Annotated in this window: 19 protein-coding genes and 2 pseudogenes; 13 read left to right on the top strand and 8 right to left on the bottom strand. The window is 60.4% G+C overall.

Annotated features, from left to right (window positions below; translation table 11 throughout):
* Together NX782_RS21765 and NX782_RS21770 are read right to left on the bottom strand one after the other, a co-directional pair.
* Nucleotides 1–144, bottom strand: a pseudogene (locus NX782_RS21765) (IS3 family transposase); the annotation flags it as partial.
* A gap of 275 nt (nucleotides 145–419) precedes the next feature.
* A complete protein-coding gene (locus NX782_RS21770) occupies nucleotides 420–1,046 on the bottom strand; it encodes a tyrosine-type recombinase/integrase (protein WP_258847592.1) in 627 nt (208 codons plus the stop codon).
* A 227-nt stretch (nucleotides 1,047–1,273) separates the two neighbouring features.
* On the opposite strand from NX782_RS21770, the gene NX782_RS21775 reads away from it, so the two are divergent.
* The 3 genes from NX782_RS21775 (at nucleotide 1,274) to NX782_RS21785 (ending at nucleotide 3,141) form a co-directional block, all read left to right on the top strand.
* The gene (locus tag NX782_RS21775; RefSeq protein ID WP_258847593.1) at nucleotides 1,274–1,963 is read left to right on the top strand and encodes a VIT1/CCC1 transporter family protein; all 690 of its coding nucleotides are present in this window, start codon (nucleotides 1,274–1,276) and stop codon (nucleotides 1,961–1,963) included.
* 178 nt (nucleotides 1,964–2,141) lie between these two features.
* Nucleotides 2,142–2,690, top strand: a complete 549-nt coding sequence (locus NX782_RS21780) for a cytochrome b (protein ID WP_258847594.1) — start codon at nucleotides 2,142–2,144, stop codon at nucleotides 2,688–2,690.
* Between the two features lie 169 nt (nucleotides 2,691–2,859).
* The gene (locus NX782_RS21785) at nucleotides 2,860–3,141 is read left to right on the top strand and encodes a hypothetical protein (protein WP_258847595.1); all 282 of its coding nucleotides are present in this window, start codon (nucleotides 2,860–2,862) and stop codon (nucleotides 3,139–3,141) included.
* Nucleotides 3,142–3,472: 331 nt separating this feature from the next.
* On the opposite strand, the gene NX782_RS21790 is transcribed toward NX782_RS21785, so the two are convergent.
* Complete coding sequence (locus NX782_RS21790) at nucleotides 3,473–4,411, bottom strand: LysR family transcriptional regulator (protein ID WP_258847597.1); 939 nt, start codon at nucleotides 4,409–4,411, stop codon at nucleotides 3,473–3,475.
* A gap of 128 nt (nucleotides 4,412–4,539) precedes the next feature.
* Between NX782_RS21790 and NX782_RS21795 the strand changes: the two genes are divergently transcribed.
* From NX782_RS21795 to NX782_RS21825, 7 genes are all read left to right on the top strand, one after another.
* On the top strand, nucleotides 4,540–5,625 hold the full coding sequence (locus NX782_RS21795) for a tartrate dehydrogenase (RefSeq protein WP_258847598.1): 1,086 nt from the start codon (nucleotides 4,540–4,542) through the stop codon (nucleotides 5,623–5,625).
* An 8-nt stretch (nucleotides 5,626–5,633) separates the two neighbouring features.
* Nucleotides 5,634–6,944 (top strand): glycerate kinase type-2 family protein, encoded by a 1,311-nt coding sequence (locus tag NX782_RS21800; RefSeq protein WP_258847599.1) that lies wholly within the window; start codon nucleotides 5,634–5,636, stop codon nucleotides 6,942–6,944.
* Nucleotides 6,934–8,382, top strand: a complete 1,449-nt coding sequence (pyk, locus tag NX782_RS21805) for a pyruvate kinase (RefSeq protein WP_258847600.1) — start codon at nucleotides 6,934–6,936, stop codon at nucleotides 8,380–8,382. The genes NX782_RS21800 and pyk overlap by 11 nt, the downstream gene beginning before the upstream one ends.
* The gene (gene eno, locus NX782_RS21810) at nucleotides 8,379–9,665 is read left to right on the top strand and encodes a phosphopyruvate hydratase (RefSeq protein WP_258847601.1); all 1,287 of its coding nucleotides are present in this window, start codon (nucleotides 8,379–8,381) and stop codon (nucleotides 9,663–9,665) included. Before pyk ends, eno begins: the two co-directional genes overlap by 4 nt.
* A 64-nt stretch (nucleotides 9,666–9,729) precedes the next feature.
* Nucleotides 9,730–10,809 carry a porin gene (locus NX782_RS21815; protein WP_258847602.1) on the top strand — a complete coding sequence of 360 codons (1,080 nt, stop codon included), beginning with the start codon at nucleotides 9,730–9,732 and terminating at the stop codon, nucleotides 10,807–10,809.
* 74 nt (nucleotides 10,810–10,883) lie between these two features.
* Nucleotides 10,884–12,185, top strand: coding sequence for an MFS transporter (locus NX782_RS21820; protein ID WP_258847603.1), 1,302 nt, complete (start codon nucleotides 10,884–10,886; stop codon nucleotides 12,183–12,185).
* A gap of 285 nt (nucleotides 12,186–12,470) precedes the next feature.
* On the top strand, nucleotides 12,471–12,626 hold the full coding sequence (locus NX782_RS21825; RefSeq protein WP_258847604.1) for a hypothetical protein: 156 nt from the start codon (nucleotides 12,471–12,473) through the stop codon (nucleotides 12,624–12,626).
* A gap of 571 nt (nucleotides 12,627–13,197) precedes the next feature.
* Here the strand turns inward: NX782_RS21825 and istB are convergent.
* From istB to NX782_RS21850, 5 genes and pseudogenes are all read right to left on the bottom strand, one after another.
* A complete protein-coding gene (istB, locus tag NX782_RS21830) occupies nucleotides 13,198–13,959 on the bottom strand; it encodes an IS21-like element helper ATPase IstB (RefSeq protein WP_258847605.1) in 762 nt (253 codons plus the stop codon).
* A 10-nt stretch (nucleotides 13,960–13,969) separates the two neighbouring features.
* Nucleotides 13,970–15,493, bottom strand: a complete 1,524-nt coding sequence (gene istA / locus NX782_RS21835; RefSeq protein ID WP_258847606.1) for an IS21 family transposase — start codon at nucleotides 15,491–15,493, stop codon at nucleotides 13,970–13,972.
* A gap of 241 nt (nucleotides 15,494–15,734) precedes the next feature.
* Nucleotides 15,735–16,075 (bottom strand): annotated as a pseudogene (locus tag NX782_RS21840) (transposase); the annotation flags it as partial.
* A gap of 212 nt (nucleotides 16,076–16,287) precedes the next feature.
* Nucleotides 16,288–17,517, bottom strand: coding sequence for a tyrosine-type recombinase/integrase (locus NX782_RS26435; RefSeq protein ID WP_308633067.1), 1,230 nt, complete (start codon nucleotides 17,515–17,517; stop codon nucleotides 16,288–16,290).
* Nucleotides 17,514–18,407 (bottom strand): hypothetical protein, encoded by an 894-nt coding sequence (locus NX782_RS21850; protein ID WP_258847607.1) that lies wholly within the window; start codon nucleotides 18,405–18,407, stop codon nucleotides 17,514–17,516. The genes NX782_RS26435 and NX782_RS21850 overlap by 4 nt, the downstream gene beginning before the upstream one ends.
* Before the next feature lie 475 nt (nucleotides 18,408–18,882).
* Between NX782_RS21850 and NX782_RS21855 the strand changes: the two genes are divergently transcribed.
* The 3 genes from NX782_RS21855 (at nucleotide 18,883) to NX782_RS21865 (ending at nucleotide 21,906) form a co-directional block, all read left to right on the top strand.
* Nucleotides 18,883–20,286: an FAD-dependent oxidoreductase gene (locus tag NX782_RS21855; protein WP_258847608.1), complete on the top strand. Its 1,404-nt coding sequence runs from the start codon at nucleotides 18,883–18,885 to the stop codon at nucleotides 20,284–20,286.
* Nucleotides 20,287–20,337: 51 nt separating this feature from the next.
* Nucleotides 20,338–21,552, top strand: coding sequence for an MFS transporter (locus NX782_RS21860; RefSeq protein WP_075791087.1), 1,215 nt, complete (start codon nucleotides 20,338–20,340; stop codon nucleotides 21,550–21,552).
* A gap of 72 nt (nucleotides 21,553–21,624) precedes the next feature.
* Nucleotides 21,625–21,906, top strand: coding sequence for an ArsR/SmtB family transcription factor (locus NX782_RS21865; protein ID WP_083684453.1), 282 nt, complete (start codon nucleotides 21,625–21,627; stop codon nucleotides 21,904–21,906).
* Nucleotides 21,907–22,290 lie beyond the last annotated feature (384 nt).

The raw sequence follows: 22,290 nt of genomic DNA on the forward strand, positions 1-22,290 counted from the left end.
GTCGAAGATCTTGCGATACCCGTACACCGCACCGCTTTCCGGCCACGACTGCTTGATGTGCCCGAGCAGGCGCCGATCTTCCTGTGCACGTAAGCTTTCGGGATTAACGCGCCAGGCGTAGTAACCGCTGGGATGAAGTTTCAGCTGCGTATTTCGGCGATCGTGACCGGCCATTTCGGCGCATCGTGACCACTGCGCAGCGCGCTGTGTTGCGCCCCGGAATTCTAGTGCATGCGGTCACGATGATGCGACCTTTTTTCGACTTTGTCAGCCGCTTTCGTATCGCTACTGCGTAACGCTCCTATGTCGAAATGCTGCTGACACTTCGCTCATTTTCGGCCGCGATAAGGCCTTGTGCCGTTTCGCGTTTTTCTGCGGTAACGGCTCGCCAAGTGCGCCAGCGGGACGTCGATACCCGATCAGACCTCGGTCTGCTCCGCGATCTCCAGGGCATCATCGACCTCGATCCCGAGATATCGCACCGTGCTTTCGAGCTTTGTATGCCCAAGAAGCAACTGGACAGCTCGGAGGTTTTTCGTCCGGCGGTAGATCAACGTCGCTTTCGTTCGGCGCATTGAATGTGTGCCATACGCGGTCGCGTCCAACCCGATCGACTCTACCCAGTTGGTCACGATGCGTGCGTATTGACGGGTCGACAGGTGTGGCGAATCGCTCACTCGGCTGGGAAACAGATACTCGTTTCCGGCCAGTTGGCGCCGGTCCATCCAGGCGAGCACTGAGTGCCGGGTTTGTTCAGTGATCTCGAACTGAACAGGCCGGCTTGTCTTGCGCTGCATGACAATCGCGCGATGGAAGATGCTTCTGCCCTGCGCGATATCTTTGACTCGTAAGCTGACCAGGTCGCAGCCGCGCAACTTGCTGTCGATCGCCAGGTTGAACAGCGCAAGGTCGCGCACGTGTTCGGCTAGCTGCAGGCGGATGCGTATCGCCCATATTTCGCGCAGCTTCAGAGGAAGCTTCTGCCCGACCAAACGCCCCTTGTTCCAGGGCCCGCGAGTTTCTGTTTTGCTGACGGTTGAATTCATGAGAACTCCGTGGTTGAGGAGTCTCATTGTGGTCATTTAGCCGAATACGTCCCGTCGACCGGCTGCGCTTGCCGAGCGAGCAACAAACGCCGTACACTGAAGCACATCGACTGGCCGAGAACGGCCAGAAGCCGGCCTACAGGGGAGCGCTGGGATGCCACAAAAAACTGTCGTGCTCCCACTTGGTTGCCATACAATAAACAACCTTGAATTAGTGGCGGAATGTCATGAGGCACAACGAAGCTCATCGGATGGAACATCTCGGGTGGCTGCGTGCTGCTGTACTCGGGGCGAACGATGGCATGATTTCGACTGCCAGCCTGTTGGTCGGGATTGCCGCCGCACACGCCTCGCACAGCAATATGTTGCTGACCGGCTTCGCTAGTCTGGTTGCTGGGAGCATGTCAATGGCGACCGGCGAATATGTTTCGGTCGCGTCCCAAGCTGATACGGAAAAAGCAGCGATCAAGCAGGAAGCTGCAGAGCTTGCACGCGATGAGGACGCTGAGCATCGCGAACTGGCCAGCATCTACATGCAGCGCGGGCTGGACAGGGATCTTGCGCGACAGGTGGCTACGCAGCTAATGGCGCACGACGCGCTTGGAACCCATGCTCGCGATGAACTTGGCATTCACGAAGCCACGCAAGCGCGTCCACTGCAGGCCGCCATGGCATCGGCGCTGAGTTTCGCCGTCGGCGCTGCGATGCCTTTAGCCATCACAGCGCTCACGCCAGCGAGTTTATTGGTCGCGGTACTTGTTTTAGCGACTCTTGTCGGACTAGCTCTGCTAGGAGCGTTGGCGGCGAAGACCGGTGGTGCGCCAGCTTTGCCTGCGGCGATCCGCGTCACTTGCTGGAGCGCCCTCGCAATGGGTTCCACCATTGCCATCGGCAGCCTATTCAATGTCGGCATTTGATACCGCGCTGCCACTGATGGGGGCATCGTGGAAAACCCGACCTTTCGTTCGCCGCATCGAGTGATTTCTGTAAGCTGCCGGCTGGCACAGTCAGATAACAAGTCTTGAATCACGGGTGCGCGCAGGAAAGCATGACATTATGCTATTTTGAGATTTCGAAAATGTTAGATAATCCCCCATGACCCAGCCTTCCACGCGCTACACGCCACTCGCTAAAGCCCTGCATTGGCTAGTTGCGGCCCTAATTATCGTCCAGTACACCACCGCGTTCTTGCTCCCTCACATCGGCCGCAAGACGGCGCCCAGCGATATCATCAGTCTGCATTTTTCTGTGGGAGTGCTGATCATGATAGTAATGATAGTACGCCTGGGCCGCCGCGTGCTGCATCCGGTCGCACTGGAAGTTGGTGATGCCGCACCGTGGGAGCGACTGCTCGCAAAGGCTACGCACTGGCTGATCTACGTGATCCTGATCATCTCGCCCATGCTGGGTTGGGCCTCTGCCTCGGCGCACAGTCTGGCGGTCAGCTTGTTCGGCCTGCCGCTGCCGACGCTAGCCGCACCGGGCACCCGATGGGCGAACCAGGCCGGCGACATCCACGGAACGGCAATGTGGGTGCTGCTGTGGCTTATCGGGCTGCACATCCTCGCCACGCTCTATCACCACCTGCTTCGCCGCGACGGCACCTTGCTTCGCATGATGCCGGCCCACCGAGCCAAGCTTTAAAGCGGCTTCTTGTAAGCAATGTCATAGACGTAATCTGTTGGGACGCATGGCACCCAAGGGTCGGATGCGGCCGCTCGTGACATTCCGTGAATTTTCCAGCTGAGCAACCTGCTATCCTCGATCGAACGGCCGAGTTCGGCCAAAGCGGACATAGACGCGTTGGAGAACAATGAATCCTTACAGCTTCATGCTGCAACAGGCATCGATGGAAATGCGGCAGTTTCAACAGACCAGCCCGGAGGCGAGCTACTTTGAGAAAAGCTGGCTCGAACGGCTTGCAGCACGTCTAGAACACGCAAGTAGTCTTAGCGAACAGGCGTCAGCGGAGCGGGAAGTACTAGCGATTGCAAGAAGTGACATCGATTCGGGACCAATGAACCCGACCGCAATGCCATCCTTCTATCAGGCACTGGATGCCGTTCAAAGGGCACGCAAGCGCCGGACCGTATGAGTGTCTGCAATGGGTCGGCTGCGGACCTTCGCGGGCCCACCAAGCAACACCCAAGAATTTCCATCCGAGCAACTAGGTGCGGTAGACTAGCGGTCACAAAACTTCCGCTTCCGGCCAGAAGCGGACCTGCAGCCATACTGCTCAACTCAATTAATTAGTTTACCTCACCCTACCGGCAGAACTGCTGGAAAGCTCATGTGCCTGCCGAGCAGGTATAACAAGCAACGATTAGCTAGAGAAGGCTTGCTGATGAAGTAGGCACTTCTTCAAAGCATGATGTTTGGGGAGATTTTGAAGTACTACGCAGATAGTACAGTCCTATGCACTCAGCTTATTTTGCAACCTTATTGCGATGCAGTTCGAAGCGCTCAAACGCCTGAGACAAAAAGGCGACAAAGGTACGGATACGCGCTGATTGATGCTGATGCTGGGGGTAGATTGCATAGATGTCGGCATCCGGCGTGCGGTACTGCGGTAATACCTGGACGAGTCGTCCGCTGTCCAGGTAGCGCTCGATATCCCACTCCGCCCGCATCAGGATGCCGTGACCGTCGAGTGCCCAGTTGACCGCGATCTCGCCATCATTCGTCGTCAGGTTCCCGCGCACTTTGACAGATTCTCCACGGCCGCCGTTATCTCGATCCCGGTGCAATCGCCATGTGCCGTAAGCTTCGTCGCCCTGGCGGATGCAAATGCAGTTATGGCGCACGAGGTCGGACGGCTGTACCGGCGCGCCGCGCGCTTCAAGGTATTTAGGCGAAGCGCATAACACCCGGCGATTACTCGCAAGCTTCTTCGCGATGACGCGGGTGTCCCCAGGCTCTCCAAAGCGGATACATACATCAAACTGGTCGTCTGTAAGCGCAGGCGGATTGACCGACAACTGCAACTGCACATCGACCTCCGGATAGCGAAGAACATATTTTGAGATTGCCGGAGCGACATGCAGGCGGCCAAAGCCAAGCGTGGCGTTGACCCGTAACTGGCCTTTCGGCTGACCCTTCGACGCGCTTAGCAACTGGTCCAGATCAGCGATTTCTCCAAGGATCCGCCGAGCGTGCTCGAACAGCGTTTCTCCGTCCGGCGTGAGGCTCATCCGGCGCGTGGTGCGGTTCACCAATGGCATCCCGAGCCGGGCTTCCATTTGGGACAGACGCTTGCTCACAGCCGCAGTGCTAATCCCAAGTTCGCGTGCAGCACTGCTCAGGTTACCGCAGGTTGCCAACGAAACAAAAAAGCCGAGCTCCGCAGGCTGAATTCCCGTACTCATCGTGATTGTTAATCCAAAGTTAAAGACGGTTTAAGTCTAGCCATCATATTAACCTTCGTCCAGCGCATACAGTGGCATTCAACGCACATGCCACGCAGTGCACTTTCAACAGACAGGAGACAGCAGCAATGAAAACCTATCAGATCGCAACGATTCCCGGTGACGGCATTGGCAAGGAAGTGGTCCCGGCGGGCCGCCAGGTCCTGGAAGCGCTGGGCGCAGCCAGCAACACTTTCAAGTTCTCGTTCGAGGACTTTGACTGGGGTGGCGATTACTACCGCGCCAACGGTGTGATGATGCCGGCCGACGGCCTCGACGCCCTGCGCAACAAGGATGCCATCTTGTTTGGTTCCGCCGGTGATCCAGATATTGCCGATCACATCACCCTGTGGGGCCTGCGTCTGAAAATTTGCCAGGGTTTCGACCAGTACGCCAACGTACGCCCGACCCGCATCCTCCCCGGCATCGACGGTCCGCTGAAGCGCTGCGCTCCGGAAGACCTGAACTGGGTCATCGTCCGCGAAAACTCGGAAGGCGAATACTCCGGCGTGGGCGGCCGCGTGCACCAGGGCCACCCAATCGAAGCCGCAACCGACGTCAGCATGATGACGCGGGTCGGCGTCGAGCGCATCCTGCGCTTCGCGTTCAAACTGGCCCAGTCCCGTCCGCGCAAGCTCCTGACCGTCATCACCAAGAGCAATGCTCAACGCCATGCCATGGTGATGTGGGATGAGATCGCGCTGCAGGTATCGAAGGAATTCCCGGACGTGAAGTGGGACAAGGAACTAGTCGACGCCGCCACCGCGCGCATGGTGAACCGCCCGGCGACCCTCGACACCATCGTCGCCACCAACCTGCACGCGGACATCCTGAGCGACCTGGCGGCAGCGCTTGCCGGCAGCCTCGGTATTGCCCCGACCGGCAACATCGATCCGGAACGCCGCTATCCGTCGATGTTTGAGCCGATTCACGGTTCGGCCTTTGACATCATGGGCAAGGGCCTGGCCAATCCGATCGGTACCTTCTGGTCGGTCGTGATGCTGCTGGAGCACCTGGGCGAACAGGAAGCTGCCAACCAGGTGATGCGCGCCATCGAAAGCGTGACGGCGACGCCAGCCCTGCACACCCGCGATCTCGGCGGCCAGGCGACCACTGCGGAGGTGACGAAGGCGGTATGCGATTTCCTCGGCAAGCAAGAGCGTGTAGCGGCCTGAGCCGGAATATGAAAAACATGGACCTGGTCAGCGGGCGTGAGCGGGAATTGCTGGAAGCGCTCTTCGATGCCGCGGTTGCTGCGGCACAGCCGGACAAGTGCATCCCGCCGCACCTGCCAGCCGCGCCCCGGGGCCGGCTTGTGGTAATCGGTGCGGGAAAAGCATCGGCCGCGATGGCACGGGCCGTAGAGCAGCACTGGCCCGGCAAGCTGGAGGGACTGGTGGTCACGCGTTACGGCTATGCGGTCGCCTGCGATCGTATCGAGATCGTCGAGGCGGCGCACCCGGTTCCAGACGCCGCCGGACAGCAGGCTGCGGCACGGATGCTCGACCTCGTGAGTGGCTTAAGCGTTGACGATACGGTGTTGTGCCTGATCTCGGGTGGCGGATCATCGCTGCTTCCGCTCCCGTTGGAAGGCATCACGCTCGAGGATAAGCAGGCGGTCAGCCGGGCGTTATTGACATCCGGTGCCAGCATCAGCGAGATGAACTGCGTGCGGCGCCACCTGTCAGCGATCAAGGGTGGGCGGCTTGCTGCTGCCTGCCACCCGGCGAAGGTCGTCACGCTGCTCATTTCGGATGTGCCGGGCGACGAGCCTTTCGACATCGCTTCCGGCCCGACCGTCGCCGACCCCAGTACCTGTGCCGACGCGCTCGAGATCGTGCGTCGCTATGGCATCGAATTGCCGCTAAACGTCAGGCAGGTGCTCGAAAGCGGGGCCGGGGAGTCGATCAAGCCGGGTGACCCCCGGTTGGCTGGCCATGAAGTACGGATGATTGCCACGCCGCAGATGGCGCTTGAAGCTGCTGCGCGTGTCGCCGAGCAAGCAGGCGTTGCCACCTACATCCTGGGCGACAGCCTGGAAGGCGAAGCGCGCGACGTTGGCAAAGTGATGGCGGGTATCGCGCTTCAGGTTGCCAGGCGTGGACAGCCGTTCGCTACTCCCTGCGTGCTGCTGTCCGGCGGCGAAACAACGGTGACGGTGCGAGGCGATGGACGCGGCGGGCGCAATGTCGAGTTCCTCCTTGCAGCCGCCATTGCCTTGCGCGGTGAGCCCGGTGTCTATGGACTTGCCGGCGATACCGATGGGGTCGACGGTCAGGAAGAGATTGCCGGCGCATATTTCTCGCCTGATAGCCTCGCCCGCGCTTTTGACAAGAAGATGCCGCCGATGCACAGCCTCGACCGGAATGACGGGCACGGCTTTTTCCAAGCGATGGGCGACTCCGTCGTGACCGGACCCACGCTCACCAACGTCAACGACTTCCGCGCAATCCTTATTACCGATTCCGCCAAAAGGAATAGTCATGCATCGTAGTCGTAAAGCAAAAATAGTCGCCACGCTCGGGCCAGCCAGTACGGACAGCGCCACCATCGAATCCATGTTTCGTGCCGGCGCCGATGTGTTCCGTCTGAATTTCAGCCACGGCAGCCACGAGGATCACAAGAAGCGTCTCGACACGCTGCGCGCGCTCGAACAGTCGCTCGGCCGCCCAGTTGGTGTCCTGATTGACCTGCAGGGGCCGAAGCTACGCATCGGCACCTTCGCCAACGGCTCAGTCGTGCTGGAGGCCGGCGCATCATTCCGGCTCGACCTGAACGCTGGGCAGCCGGGCGACCAGACCCGCGTCGCGCTGCCGCATCCTGAAATCTTCGCCGCACTGGAACCCGATACGCGCTTGCTGCTGGACGATGGCCGTATCGAACTGAAGGTCGAGAAATTCTCCGCCGAATCCGCAGAAACGACCGTCATCAATGGTGGGACACTGTCCGATCGAAAAGGCGTCAATGTACCGGGTGTCGTCCTGCCCTTGTCGGCGCTGACCGAAAAAGACCGGAAGGACCTGGCGTTTGGCCTGAGCCTCGGAATCGACTGGATTGCACTGTCCTTCGTGCAGCGGGTCGAAGATATCCTTGAGATCCAGGAAATCGTCCAGGGACGCGCCAGGATCATCGCCAAGCTCGAAAAGCCTGCGGCAATCGACCAGCTCGAGCCCATTATTCGTGCAGCCGACGCGATCATGGTTGCACGCGGCGACCTTGGGGTAGAGATGCCGGCTGAACAGGTGCCTGCTATCCAGAAGCGGATCGTGCGCGTGTGTCGCCGCCTTGGCAAGCCGGTCATCGTTGCAACGCAGATGCTCGAATCGATGGTGACAACCCCTGTGCCGACACGAGCGGAAGCGTCGGACGTCGCGACGGCAATCTATGACGGGGTGGATGCCGTCATGTTGTCGGCTGAATCCGCTTCCGGCAAATATCCCGTGGAAGCGGTCACGATGATGAACAACATCATCGTTCAGACTGAATCCGACCCGTTCTATACCGAAAGCATGACAGCGCATCAGAGTCCGGCCCAGGCTGAGATCGCGGATGCCATTGGCCTCGCAATGCGTACCGTGGCCGATTTGCTCGACGTTGCTGCGACCGTTGCCTACACCAGTTCCGGTCACTCTGCCCTGAGGATGGCGCGCGAGCGCCCGCAGGCGCCCATCATCGGCATGACCCCGAAGCTCGCCACAGCCCGTGGCCTGGCTCTGGTATGGGGCGTGCACGCTGTCCTGACGCATGACGTTGCCGGTGTTTCCGAAATGACGGATTTCGCCTGTGCCACGGCCAAGCGAGAAGGGCTGGCAAATCCTGGGCAGACCATCGTTATCGCGGCGGGTATGCCGTTCGGTACCGCCGGCACTACCAACCTGTTACGGATTGCTCAGATCGATCACGAGTCTGGCGACGAAAGGAAACAGCAATGAGCACCATTGTGGATGTCATCGGCCGCGAAATCATCGACTCGCGCGGCAATCCGACCGTCGAGTGCGATGTTCTGCTGGAATCTGGCGTGATGGGCCGCGCCGCCGTGCCCTCGGGCGCCTCGACCGGTTCGCGCGAAGCGATCGAACTGCGCGACGGCGATCCGAAGCGTTATTTCGGCAAGGGCGTGCTGCAGGCCTGCGAGAATATCAACACCGAGATCAGCGAAGCCATCATGGGCCTGGACGCCAACGAACAGGCATTCCTGGACCGCACCCTGATCGACCTGGACGGCACCGAGAACAAGAGCCGCCTGGGCGCGAACGCGATGCTGGCCGTCTCCATGGCCGTGGCCAAGGCCGCCGCCGAAGAAGCCGGCCTGCCGCTGTACCGCTACTTCGGCGGTTCGGGCGCGATGCAGATGCCGGTGCCGATGATGAACGTCATCAACGGCGGCGCGCACGCCGACAACAACCTGGACATCCAGGAATTCATGATCATCCCGATCGGCGCACCGTCCTTCAAGGAAGCGGTCCGCTACGGCGCCGAGGTGTTCCACACCCTCAAAAAAATCCTGCACTCGAAGGGCCTGAACACGGCCGTCGGCGACGAAGGCGGTTTCGCCCCGTCGGTCGCCAACCATGAAGAAGCCATCAAGCTGATCATGCAGGCGATCGAGCAGGCCGGCTACGAAGCGGGCACCCAGATCGCGATCGGCCTGGACTGCGCCGCCAGCGAGTTCTACAAGGACGGCAAGTACGTGCTGGAAGGCGAAGGCGGCCTGCAGCTGACGGCCCAGGACTTCACCAACATGCTGGCCACCTGGTGCGACAAGTACCCGATCATCTCGATCGAGGACGCCATGGCAGAAGGCGACTGGGACGGCTGGAAGATCCTGACCGACGCTCTGGGCAAGCGCGTGCAGCTGGTGGGCGACGACCTGTACGTCACCAACACCAAGATCCTGAAAGAGGGCATCCAGAAGGGCATCGCCAACTCGATCCTCATCAAGATCAACCAGATCGGCACCCTGACCGAAACCTTCGCCGCCATCGAAATGGCCAAGCGCGCCGGCTACACCGCCGTGATCTCGCACCGTTCGGGCGAAACCGAAGACTCGACCATCGCCGACATCGCGGTCGGTACCAACGCCCTGCAGATCAAGACTGGCTCGCTGTCGCGTTCGGACCGCATGGCCAAGTACAACCAGCTGCTGCGGATCGAGGAAGACCTGGGCGACACCGCCAGCTACCCGGGCCGCGACGCGTTCTACAACCTGAAGTAACAAACCGTAGTTTCAACACACACGGTTCATAACAAAGTGGGCATAGCCCCGATACGGAGGAGACATGAAAAAACGTTTAGCCGGTTCCGCCATCCTTGCCCTGTGCACCAACGCTGCCCTGGCGCAGACCGCGGTCAACATCTATGGCATTGCCGACGCCGGCTTCGTGCATGAGAGCGGCGGTGTCGCCAGCGTCAACAAACTGACCAGTGGCGTCGGTTCGGCGTCGCGCATCGGGTTTCGCGGCACCGAAGACCTGGGCTCCGGCATGTCGGCCTTGTTCACGCTTGAGACTGGCTATCGGATTGACACGGGTGAGGTCGACGCAGCCGGAACCATTTTCAACCGACAGGCATTTGTTGGTTTGAAAAGTCGGGCAGGCACGCTGACCCTGGGCCGCCAGTACACGCCTTGGCACAACGCACTCGCGCAGGTCGCGGACCCGTTCGGCACCGGTTTCGCCGGCGGCGCAAAGAACCTGTTCCCGGACTTCGGCACTAACGTCCGTGCGAGTAATACCGTGATCTATGCCGCCCCGGCGATGGCGGGCTTCAGTGCCGACGTCGCTTACAGCGCTGGTGAGCAGCCAGGAAGCAATTCAGCTGGCCGTCAGTTCGGCGCCTCGCTGGGCTATGCGGCGGGGCCTTTGAACCTGCGTCTCGCCTACAACAACAAGAACTCGGACGTGGCTGCGGCAACAGGGGTTACCGCAGTCAGTCGAAGCATCGGTACCAATATCCTGCTGGCGGCAAATTACGATTTCAAAGTCTTGAAAGCGTACTTCGCGTACGGCATCGACAAGGGCTTCAACAGCGCGCCGCTCGGCAATAGCGGCACACCGTTCGGCGGGGTGAAGCCGACAGCATCGACCGATGGCAATGAGATCCTCGTGGGTTTGTCGGCGCAGCTCGGAACCGGAACCGTGCTTGCATCCGTCATGCGCAAAGATGACAAGACCAGCTTCAACCAGGATGCCCACTCGTGGGGCCTGGGTTACCTCTATCCGCTGTCGAAACGTACGAACCTGTACGCCGTCTATGGCGCGATCAGCAACAAGAATGGTGCCGGCTATACGGTTGCGAACAACACGGAAGCAGGTACTGGGAATCGCGCTTCCAACCTGGGTGTCAGGCACACGTTCTGATCACATGAGATGGGTCGCCCAATCCGAACATGCGGATTGGCTTGCTATGCAAATCATCAATAACGGAGACAAAAATGGAACTGGATATCGAAAAGCGGACAATCCGCAGGATTACCTGGCGCATCGTGCCGTTCATCATGCTGTTGTACTTCATTGCGTATATCGACAGGGTGAATATCGGCTTCGCCGCGCTGTCCATGAAAACCGAGTTAGGATTTACAGCATCGATACTAGGTTTCGGCGCTGGCATCTTCTTTTGGGGTTATTTTCTGTTCGAAGTGCCTTCGAATATCATCTTGCACAAGGTTGGCGCACGTATCTGGATCACGCGTGTGATGGTCACTTGGGGAATCATTTCCGCTGGCATGGCGTTCGTCACGGGACCAACCAGCTTCTATGTCATGCGCTTCCTGTTGGGCGCTGCGGAGGCAGGTTTCTTCCCCGGCATTATCCTTTATCTTAGCTATTGGTTTCCATCCAGCAGGCGCGCCGGCGTCACGGCATTTTTCATGGCAGCGGCGCCGATCTCCACGGCGCTCGGTTCGCCCGTCTCGGCAGGTTTGCTGCAACTGGACGGTGTCATGGGCCTGGCAGGCTGGCAGTGGATGTTCATTCTTGAGGCCATTCCAGCAGTGATTTTGGGCGTCGTCGTCTTTTTCTATATGACAGACCGCCCGGAACAGGCGAAATGGCTGAAAGAGGATGAGAAAACCTGGTTGGTCAGTGCCATGAAAGCCGACGCAGCCAAGAAAACGGCTGGTGCAAGCCACAGCGTCTTGAAGGGAATGTTTAATCCACAAGTGCTTGCACTTTCTCTAATTTATTTCGGCACGTCTGCGGGACTTTACACACTTGGTATCTGGGCGCCCCAAATCATCAAGCAACTCGGGGTCTCTTCGATGGCGGTTGGTTTCTTGAACGCCATTCCCCCAGCCATTTCAGTCGTTGCCATGGTCTTGTGGTCGCGACATTCGGACCGAACTGGCGAGCGTACTTGGCACGTCATTCTGGCATGTTTGACAGCCGCGGCGGGACTGGCAATCGCAGCCGGTGCCCAAGGCATGGTCGGACTGATTGTCGCGCTGACGATTGTCAACGTGGGCATTAGTTGCGCCAAGCCGCCGCTTTGGAGCATGCCGACGACGTTCCTGAGCGGGGCGGCAGCAGCAACCGGCATTGCCACGATCAATTCGCTGGGCAACCTCGGCGGCTTTGTCGGCCCGGCCATGATCGGCTGGATCAAGGATAAGACAGGCAGCTTTGAAGGGGGGCTCTACTTTGTGGCGGGCTTGCTGGTGATATCGGCAGTGACGACACTGCTGCTGGCCCGCTCGCAGAGAGGGAAGGCTGAAGCGCAGACGCTGGCAGCACGATGACTTTGTCAAACGGCTGCGGGGACCTTGATTCGTAGTACCCGAGCAACTGTAAGCTTACAAAACGGCGCGAGATGCGCCGTTTTTTTTGTCCAATCCGCCACGCCAGATATAGCTCCCTTTAGACATACGGCCTCGTGATACCGGCCTATACCCTGCGTTATAGCAAGCTTCTTAAGAAATCCATTTTGTTTATCGCGGGGATTCAAAATCAAAATTGGATTTATATCTTGCGCGGGCGTAAGCTTCATTCATTGCCGAACGCTAATGAATTTAAAGGAGCTTTACATGAAAATTGCCGCTACCACTACTGCTACCACGTCTGCGCGTGCCAGCTCGGAAAGTGCTATCCGCCGCGTTTTCCGTGCCTTCTGTGCAGAACTGCGCCGCGGTATCGAACTGACTGGGCAGAAGTACCTGAACGGCATGGTGCCGCCGCTGTAATTTTCCGCCGGCGCTCAGCCAGTTGCCTTCCTCTTGCCTGGCACTCTTGGATGCAGCGTCTTCGAACAAAGATCGGCGTCTACCCGCCGCTAACACGGCAACGCTACTGCAGATGTATCGCGTCATATATGGGGATAGGCAGATATGGCTGGGTTGTCAATCCTAAGACAGTGCGTGAACGCTCCATGTAGCACGCCGAGTACCATTCTGTCTCTCGCGCACCGTATTTCCTTTCAAGTGCCCTGTGGGCTAATCAGTTCGCAAGCCTAGGCGGAGACGCGACGGCTTCAACAAGAAGGCGTTCCGCGCGGAATGCATGCGAGTTTCATCAATTTCTTCAACCGCCAACTCGGCACCCATCACAGGTCATTTAATGCCCCTCAGCGTTGGGCTAGCCAAGATCCTTAAACGTCTGCTTTGGGTCGGTAGCTGCCTGTCGTGACAGTCCGTGAATTTTTCAGCCGGGCACCCTGCTAAGCTTGGCGGACCGGCCGAGATCGGCCACGAGTGTCCCTGCCAGTGGCGTTACGCAGTATCGATGTTCGATCGTTCCTGCGTAACGGACGATGCGCTACTTCTGACTTTCCTTTCCCGTTGCAGGACGGCGTCCGGCCTGGCGGATCGATTCGCCAGTCAGCGTGAAACGGTGGTGATGCTGCATGATGCGGTCGAGAATCGCGTCGGCAATGGTGGCATCGCCGATCCAGGCATGCCAGTGCTCGATGGGAAGCTGGGCTGTAATGATGGTGGCCTTGCTGCCGGCGCGGTCGTCGATGATCTCCAGCAGGTCCGAGCGTGTGGCGCTGTCGATGGCGCCCATGCCCCAATCGTCGAGCAGTAGCACGTCCGTCTTGGCCAGCTGCAGCAGCCACTTGCCGAAGGCGCCGCTGCCGTGCCGGATGCGCAGTTCTTCCTGTAGGCGTGGCACGCGCTGGTAGAGCACCGTGTGGCCGCGTCGGCAAGCGTGCTGGGCCAGCGCGCAGGCCAGCCAGGATTTGCCGGCGCCAGTAGGACCGGTGATCAGCACACTGTGGCCTGCCGTTACCCAATCCCCCAGGGCCAGGCTCATCACGGCACGCCGGTCCAGACCGCGAGTGGGGCGGTGGTCGACGTCCTCGATCGCCGCCTGCCCAAACTTGAGGCGGGCCTGTTTGAGCAAACGTTGCAGCTTTCGGTCGCTGCGCCAGTGGACTTCGCGGTCTACCAGCAAGGCCAGCCTTTCCTCGAAACTCATGGCGCCCATGCCGGCCATGCCTAGTTGCTCCTCCAGCGCGGCCGCCAGGCCATCGAGCTTGAGGCTGCGCAGTTGCGTCAGGGTCGTGTGCATCATCATGCCGTGCTCCTTATTGGTAGTAGCGGGGGCCGCGCACATGCGCGTGGTCAGGGCTGATCCATTCTTCGCTGTTGGGGCGCGCCATCCTGTCCCTGTTGTTGACGAGGATGTCGTTGACGTGGCGGTACTGGCAGGCACCGATCTGCAACGCCAGCGCGCAGGCTGCCTCCAGGCGGGGCTTGCCGTAGCGCTTGGCCAGCTGGAGCAGGCCGAGGCAGGCGCGGTAGCCGTGCTCCGGGTGCTTGTTTTCCTCCAGCAGCCGGGTCACGCACACCGCGACAGCGGGGCCGATCGCGCCGCCCCAGTCGATCAGGCGTTGCGGCGTCCATTCCATGTGGGCGCGGTGCGCCGCCGGCATGTGTTCGGCAACGGTACTGAAGCCGCCGACGCGGCTGTTGCGGGCATGGCAGGCGATACGCTGTCCCCGATGCAGCAGCTCCACCGCGCTTTGTGTAATGCGCGCTTCCAGCGCTTGGCCCACCAGCGCGTGCGGCACGCTGTAGCGGTGCTTTTCCACCTCGACGTGGTAATCGATGTGTACCTTGACGGTCTTAAAAGTGGCAATCTCGTAGCGTTGCGCTGGCAGTGCCTGGAGCGCCGGCGCGTCCAGCGCCGCGAAGGCGCTGGCCCGGCTGCCCGGCAGCTTCTGGAAGGGGCGCTCGTTTAGCTGCTTGAGCAGCGGGACGATGGCCAGATTTACTTCATGGATGTCGGCGAAACGCTGGTGGCGCAGCCGCGCCATGATCCAGCGCTCGACCACCTGCACCGCCGATTCGACCTTCGGCTTGTCTTGTGGGTGATAAGCACGCGCCGGCAGAAACGAGGTGCCGTAATAGCGCGCGAAATCGAGCACGGTGTCGTTGGCGCGCGGCGCGTACCGGTTGGCGTCGGCGATCAGCGCCCTTGGATTGTCGGGCACGATCAGACATGGGCTGCCGCCATAGAACTCCAGTGCCAGGGCGGTGGCATCGAGCCAGTCGGCCATGGTTTCGCGCGGGGTGGCACAGGCATAGGTGTAGCTCGACGCCCCCAGCGCCGCCACGAAGAAGTGGGCATGGCCGCCGTCCGCAAGCGGCAAGGTCGGACCGGCAAAGTCGATGAAGAGCTTTTCGCCGGCGCGGTGCTGGTGCCGCATCGAGCGCTTGAGTGTCTTTGCGAAGCTGCGGTAGTGCTCGCAGAACTGCGTGTAGCGCCAGGTCCGCTGGCCGACGTATTCGGCTTGGTATTCCTCCCACAACAGCATCAGCGTGACGCCCTTGCGGCGTAGCTCCTGGTGGATGCGCCCATAGTCGGGCATGGCGAAGTCGGGCTGGCGTTCTGGACGGCCCAGCAGGCGCCGCTCCAGTGCTGCCTCGTCCATTTCGCGTATGGCCGGCCAGTCCAGGCCCGCCGTCGCAGCCAGACCGGCGTATTTGGCAACGACGCCCTTTGACATCGCCAGCGACTGGGCGATCCGCTCGTGCGACAGTTTGACGTCCAGTTTCAGACGCAGTATTTCCTTGATCTTGCGCATAGTAATCCTTGGTGTGGGCATGGGCTTTTCGAGACGAAAACTGAAAAGCGTACCCGTGTGAAAAGGTCTATGCGCAACACCGACGCGGCGCGGTCACGATCACCGAAACGGGCGGTCACGATGCCATCACGGCAATGTGACCGCCCATTTCGGTGGGGGGGTGAAATCGGTCACGTTCGGCCGAAATGGCTGGTCAGGATCGGCCGAAATCACCGGTCACGATCGGCCGGAATAGGCGGTCACGATGGGCCGAAATACCCATCAGCATCTTGCACATGCGCTGAACCGAAAACATCGCTTGATGCTGATGAATGAAGGCGTACCTTACCCTGACGTCTTGGCAAAGTACGCCGCGGCCTTTCGCAAAATGTCGCGCTCCTCGGTAACGCGCTTGAGTTCGGCTTTCAGGCGTTTTACTTCGTCGGCCTGTGCGTCCTGTACTTTGCGCTCATCCTCGGGGACGCTGTAGTGCTTCGTCCAGGCATAGATGCTATGAATGCTCACCCCAAGACGCTCGGCCACCTCGGCCGCCGGGTGTCCACGATCAGTCACTTGCTTGACCGCCGCGATCTTGAATTCTTCCGTGTACCGCTTTCCACTCATGTTGGCTCCTTTTGCCTAGAATTATGACTCAGGAGTATCTAGCGTAGTGGTGGCGATTCACCCCACCTGACCGCGCTCTCAGGATTTATGGCAACGCTGTACATCTGGCTGGTCGCAAGTCGTCCTAGCAATCGGCTCACCTGTCGAAGTTGGCAGGCACGCCGTGCCCGGCAGCGAGCCGCCACACGCTTTGCGATACCCGAGGCCAGGAATCATATCGCCGGCTGCACGACCGCGAGCGCGTTAGGCTCCGCCGCTTCCAGCGCCCGCACCAGGTCGAGCGTTTGCTGTCCGGTGTAGGCCATTGTCGTGTTCACGCTGCTATGGCCGAGCAGGGCGGCCACGCTTCGGATGTCCTGGCCCTTGAGCAGGGTTGCCGTTGCAAACGTATGGCGCAGCCAGTGGGACGACGCATCACGCAGCCGAGACGCGCCTTCGAAGTCACCGTGGTCGTCAAGATACGACGCGGCCTCTTCGAGCCGTTTGGTGACGATTTTATGCAGGCCCTGCCTGGAACTGACGCTGCCCCACGCCCCGAACAGGCGCTTGTCCGCCGCGCGCCTGATCGTACCTGCGGAGAGTTCCATCTTGCGGGTGCGGGGCGACAGCAACAACGGGGTCGCCTCGCCATGTGCCGGATAGGCCGGCAATCCAAAACCCATCCTGTACATGATGAGCGCGTCCATCAGCACCTTCGTCACCGGCACCGTTCGGGCCTTGCCGCCTTTGGCATTGTCGGCGACGACGTCCAGTACCCAATACGTCTTTCTGGCCTTGGGATCGGCAAACTGTTTAAAGGCGCCCATTCTGGCGCCGACCAGTTCGGATGCGCGCAAACCCGATTCCCGCAGGCAGACGAGGATGAAGCGGTCCCGGAGGTAGCCACGCCGGTCCTTCAAACCTTCGCGATCCTGCGCATCCATCACCTGCAGCACGGTATCGTACAGGTCCAGGTTGATTGCACGGGACACGTTCAGCTCACGCGAGGCCGGGGCCTTGGTCAACGCCATCGGGTTGAGTTTGATATACCCGGTCGCGTGGAGTGCTCCGAACATGGCTCGCGTAAAGCGCATGATGTCACTCTGGCTGCTGGGGGAGGGTGGAACACGAAAAGGCGTGTAGTCGGCGCTTCCCGCGTCTCCCATGGACAGGGCAAATTCCGGCAGATCGGCCAGGAATTCGCGGAACGCCTCGACGTCCTGCATGCTCCACGCGGAAGGTGTGCGCCCGATGACGCACTCGCAGAACCAGCGCAATTTAGCCAGGTGAAACCGGTACGTGTCGACCGTCGCGGTCGAACGGTTGCGGCTGTTGCTCTTGACCGTCTTGAGCCAGACCTCGATGGCTTGCCAGTCATCGGCCACGTTCCCCAAAGTGTGGGACTGCCGATCCACGACATCGAGTACACCTTCTATAGGCGTTGCCACAACCAAATCGTTCATTTGCGCTCCATGCGTAGTTCAGCCGGAATGGCGCCGCCTCGCTGGTAGGCCATCTGACGGAACAGTTCGGTCATTTTCTCGTTCGTCTTTAATAAACCTTCGGCATGGATGCGACGATCGCGTTCGGCCCGGGTCTCTCCGCGCACATCATCGATGGAACGCATAGCGAATTTCCGGATCTCGTCCAATTCCACAGCGAGCCTGTTCAGGGCGAGCGTGTGGGCCTCGGCCTGCGCCTGCGCGCTACGCTCAACGGCGGCCAGCTGTGCCTGGCAACGCGCGGCGGTTTCTTGCGCGAAATGCAAGTCGGCCGCCAGGCGCGCAGCCTGGGCGCGCGAGTCGGACAGGGCGCGCTCGGATGCCGCGAGCCGGGCGCTTAGGTCGGCAATATGCGCTTGCGCCATCTGCTGTTCGCTGGACCAGCGGTCCGCGGCGAGGCCTGTGTGGCGGCTCAGAGCGTCCTCAACGGCTTTTCGAACCAGGATCGCCATGTTGCCGGCACCCGTCGACCGCTGCTCGAAGAGAGGCTCCGGACCACCTGACGGTGGAAATGGCGGCGCGGCCGGGGTCGAGGCGCTTGCCAGTTCCTGCTCGACGAATTCCTTCTCGATAGACAACGTCGTGGTCGACGGCCGGCGCTCCGGCGCGTAGGCATTCAGCAGGCGCCGATAGATCGCCGGGCTGAATGTGCGGCCCGTGGCCTGGTGGACTGCGCGGATGAAGTCGCGGACGAAGGGACGATTCGACTGCGTGTCGACTGGGTGACGTTCGGCGATCGGGCGCAGTGCAGTGAGCAGCTTGGCGGCCTGGTCGTCGGTGAGCGTGAAAGGTTGTCGGCTCAAGGCGGTGTTCTTGTGATGGTTGCGCCATGCCGCGGCGCTTCGCGGCACGCAGGGATCCGTCACGCGTCACGAAAAAACGTAAAAGTGATCGGTACAAATACGAGTATAACAGTACCGATGGGATAGCTCTAGTTTACTTAGCCTGCCTTAAGTAAACCAATAGAACCGACGGGTTTGGTGGGAGATCTGAGGGATTTTTAGGACGAATTTCGGCCAAGGAACGGTAGCGGATCGACGCCTGCTAACGTCGCGAGCGCGACCTAGGGGTAGTCACGCATTTGCTTCATCGAGCTACCGATCGACATCGCACCCGACTATCAATAAAGCTCACCATTGAGAACATGCCAGGGGCGCGGGCTGGAGAAGCCAAGTCGTTCACCGGGTCGAGTAGACGGCGTTGCGGAGCAGGAATTAAAGTGATAGTCACGGATTTACTTCCCATCTGTCGGGTAGTCACACAATTCCTTCGTAAACAGTCACACTTTTCCTTCACCGCACGCCTGACTAGACGAGGAGAGCAAGAATGAATAGCAACAAAAAACTGCCGGTGGCGGTGCTTGGAGCTGGGCCTGTAGGCCTTGCGGCGGCTGCGCACCTGATCGAGCGGGGCCTAACGCCGCTCATTCTCGAAGCTGGCCCCAAGGTAGGCGCCAACCTGGCCACCTACCGCCACGTGCGCCTGTTCTCGCCCTGGCAATACAACGTCGACAAGGCGGCCCGCCGCCTCCTGCAGCAGCACGGTTGGACTTCGCCGCCGGACGACGGGCTGCCGACCGCGGGCGAACTACTCGACGCTTACCTTACTCCGCTCGCAGCGACGCCTGCAATTGCGGCCAACCTGCTGCTCGGGCAGCGGGTCATTGCCATCACGCGCGTCGGTTTCGACAAGGTAAAGACCAAGGGCCGCGAGGCCGCACCCTTCCTGATCCGCACCGAAACGGCGGAAGGGACTCGGCAGTACCTGGCCAGTGACGTGATTGACGCTACCGGCACCTGGTCGCATCAGAATCCGTTGGGTGCCGATGGCATCCCTGCGCTTGGCGAAGTGGTACTGGCGGCGCGCATCGACTATGGCATGCCTGATGTCCTTGGAAGCGCGCGTGAACGCTTTGCGGGCCGGCGAGTGCTGGTCGTGGGAGCAGGGCACTCCGCAGCCGGAAGCCTGCTCGCGCTCGCGCAACTAGCCGAGGCATATCCGAAGACCAGCATCGTCTGGGCAACCCGCGGCAGCAACCTGACCCGGGTGTTCGGCGGCGGCGAAGCCGATGGCCTGCAGGCACGCGGCCAGCTCGGAATACGCCTGAAGGCCCTGCGTGACTCTGGTGGACTGGAATTGCGCCAGAACTTCCGGATCGAGCAACTGGAAGAAGTCGACGGCCGGATCCGCGTGACCGGAGAGCCGATCAGCGGCGCCACGCCGGTGATCGACGGGATCGACCGTATTATTTGCGCGGCCGGGGCGCGGCCCGACCTTGCGCTGACGCGCGAACTGCGCGTGCGCCATGACCCGTGGCTCGAGAGCACCGACGCGCTGGCGCCCCTGATCGATCCGAACGAGCACAGCTGCGGCACCGTCCGTCCGCACGGACATAACGAGCTGGCCCACCCTGAAGCCGGCTACTACGCCGTGGGCGCAAAGAGCTATGGCCGCGCACCTAATTTCTTGATGGCGACAGGGTACGAGCAGGTGCGCTCAGTGGTCGCAGCTCTTGTGGGCGATATGGCTGCGGCCGACGACGTGCAGCTCGACCTGCCGAAAACGGGCGTGTGCAATACTCGGCTGGCTTACGACGATGCTGCATCCGAGCCGGTGGTTTCCTGTTGCGGAGTCCCGGCGGCCCAGGCTGCGAGCTGCTGCGTTCCAGCACCGTCTCCGTTCGGCGCTTGCGGCTGCAGTGCGCCGGCCAAGACCAGCTGCTGCGCCTGATTGAATGAACTGCCGTCGGCGCGAGCCGGCGGTGCCAACCTGGAGCCTCGCGTGCAACGGCCATCGAAGACCATTGGCATCCTCGCCGTCACCCAGATCCTGTCCTGGGGATCGCTTTACTATGCCTTCACCATCGTGGCCCCCGATATCGAGCGTGATCTGGCGCTCGCGCCGGAACTGGTGTTCGGCGCCTTTTCATGGGCCTTGCTCGTTGCAGGATTGGCTTCTACGCCAACGGGCATCCTGCTGGACCGCTACGGCGGGCGCTACGTGATGGCGACAGGTTCGTTGCTATGTACTCTTGGGCTGGTTTGGCTCAGCCGCTGCACCAGCGTCGCATCCTATTATTTTGCCTGGACGCTCATTGGCGTTGCGATGGCACTCACGCTGTACGAGGCCGCTTTCGCAACCATCAACCGCAAGCTCGAGATTGGCTCCAGAAAAGCGATTTCGACCTTGACGCTGTTCGGCGGTTTTGCCAGCACGGTGTTCTGGCCATTGACCGCCAAATTGCATACGATGCTAGGCTGGCGCGACACCTACCTTTTGTACGGGCTCATACAGCTTCTGATCTGTGTGCCGCTACATCTCTGGCTAGGCACCGATCCGGCCGGCAGCAAGTTGAGGGATCCAGCCGGTGCGCCCCGGAGCCACACCCTGGCGGAAGCTTTGCGGCACCAGGCGTTCTGGATGCTGGCACTGGCATTCTCGGCCAATGCATTCATTTTCTCGGCGATGTCGGTCCACCTGATCCCGTTGCTCGGGCACTTGGGCGCATCCGCGACGCTGGCGGTCATGCTGGCCACGTTGATCGGCCCAATGCAGGTTGCGGGGCGTATTGGAGAGATGACGCTCGGGCGGAATACGCCGCCGCAAACGGTCGGCAAGCTGACGTTCTCGATGCTCCCGGCAGCCTTGCTCGTCCTTGTACTATTTGGTTCGCAGGCTTGGGCGGCGGCTTCTTTCTGCGTGCTTTACGGGTTGAGTAACGGCATCTTGACTATCGTGCGTGGTTCGGTCCCTCAGGCGCTGTTCGGCCGCGAAAACTATGGCGCAATCTCCGGTGCGATGGCAGGCCCGTCGCTCCTTTCGAAGGCGGCCGGGCCGCTGGCAGCGGCAGCAATCCTGCGATACGACAGAGGTCCTTTGGTATTGCTGTTCGTGCTGCTCGCCATGTCTGTCGCTTCGCTTGCCTTCTACCTTCGAGCGGTCGCCGCTGAACCATCGCGGCAGTACGTCAAAGCTTTTGACAAGAGTGTCTCCTGAGGCCTATTCTGCGTTCGCCAAACAACGAACAAACCTATGTCCAAATCCTGCTGTCCTCCAACTACGCCTCGCATGCGTGATACGGAAATCGATGCCGATGACCTGGCACGCATGTGCAAGGCACTCGCGCATCCTGCACGTATCCAGCTGCTCCGTCACCTGATCGATTATGGCGAGTGCTACTTCGGGAAGCTAACGGATGTCTTGCCGCTGGCGCCGTCGACGATTTCGCAGCATGTCTCGATCCTGAAGGAAGCAGGACTGATCGAGGGGTCGTCGGATGTGCAGCGGGTCTGCTACTGCGTCAACCAGGAGCGGCTGCGAGAGTTGAAGCAGGCGATTGGAGCGCTTTAGCGTTCGTGCAATCCGACGCCGGCTTCTTTCGCCAAAACGATCCCGCCAATGACGAGGTGCAGCTCACGTTTTCGCAGCTCGTCCCGCAGAGTCTAGTTTCCTGTCCCTAGCTTGCGCTGTATGTTCTGCGCCGTTCTCATGACAGCAGCAATCCGCGATTTTGCCTCTGGCTTGCGGCCGGCATCGACTTCGAGACAAGTTAGGTTGGCCTCGAATGGCGTTCAGACACTGTCCCTTATGGAGAGCCGGAATCCGATCCACGGTCTTTGATAATCTCCTATTATCAAAGACCGTATTCTTTGTACCGAAGATGCGCTATCCCCCATCCCAACAGATTTGCCTAAGCGTAGCAAGTAGCGTCAAGCGACCTTGAGTGGACACCGT

The organism is Massilia norwichensis, from assembly GCF_024753245.1.
Classification (GTDB): domain Bacteria; phylum Pseudomonadota; class Gammaproteobacteria; order Burkholderiales; family Burkholderiaceae_D; genus Telluria; species Telluria norwichensis.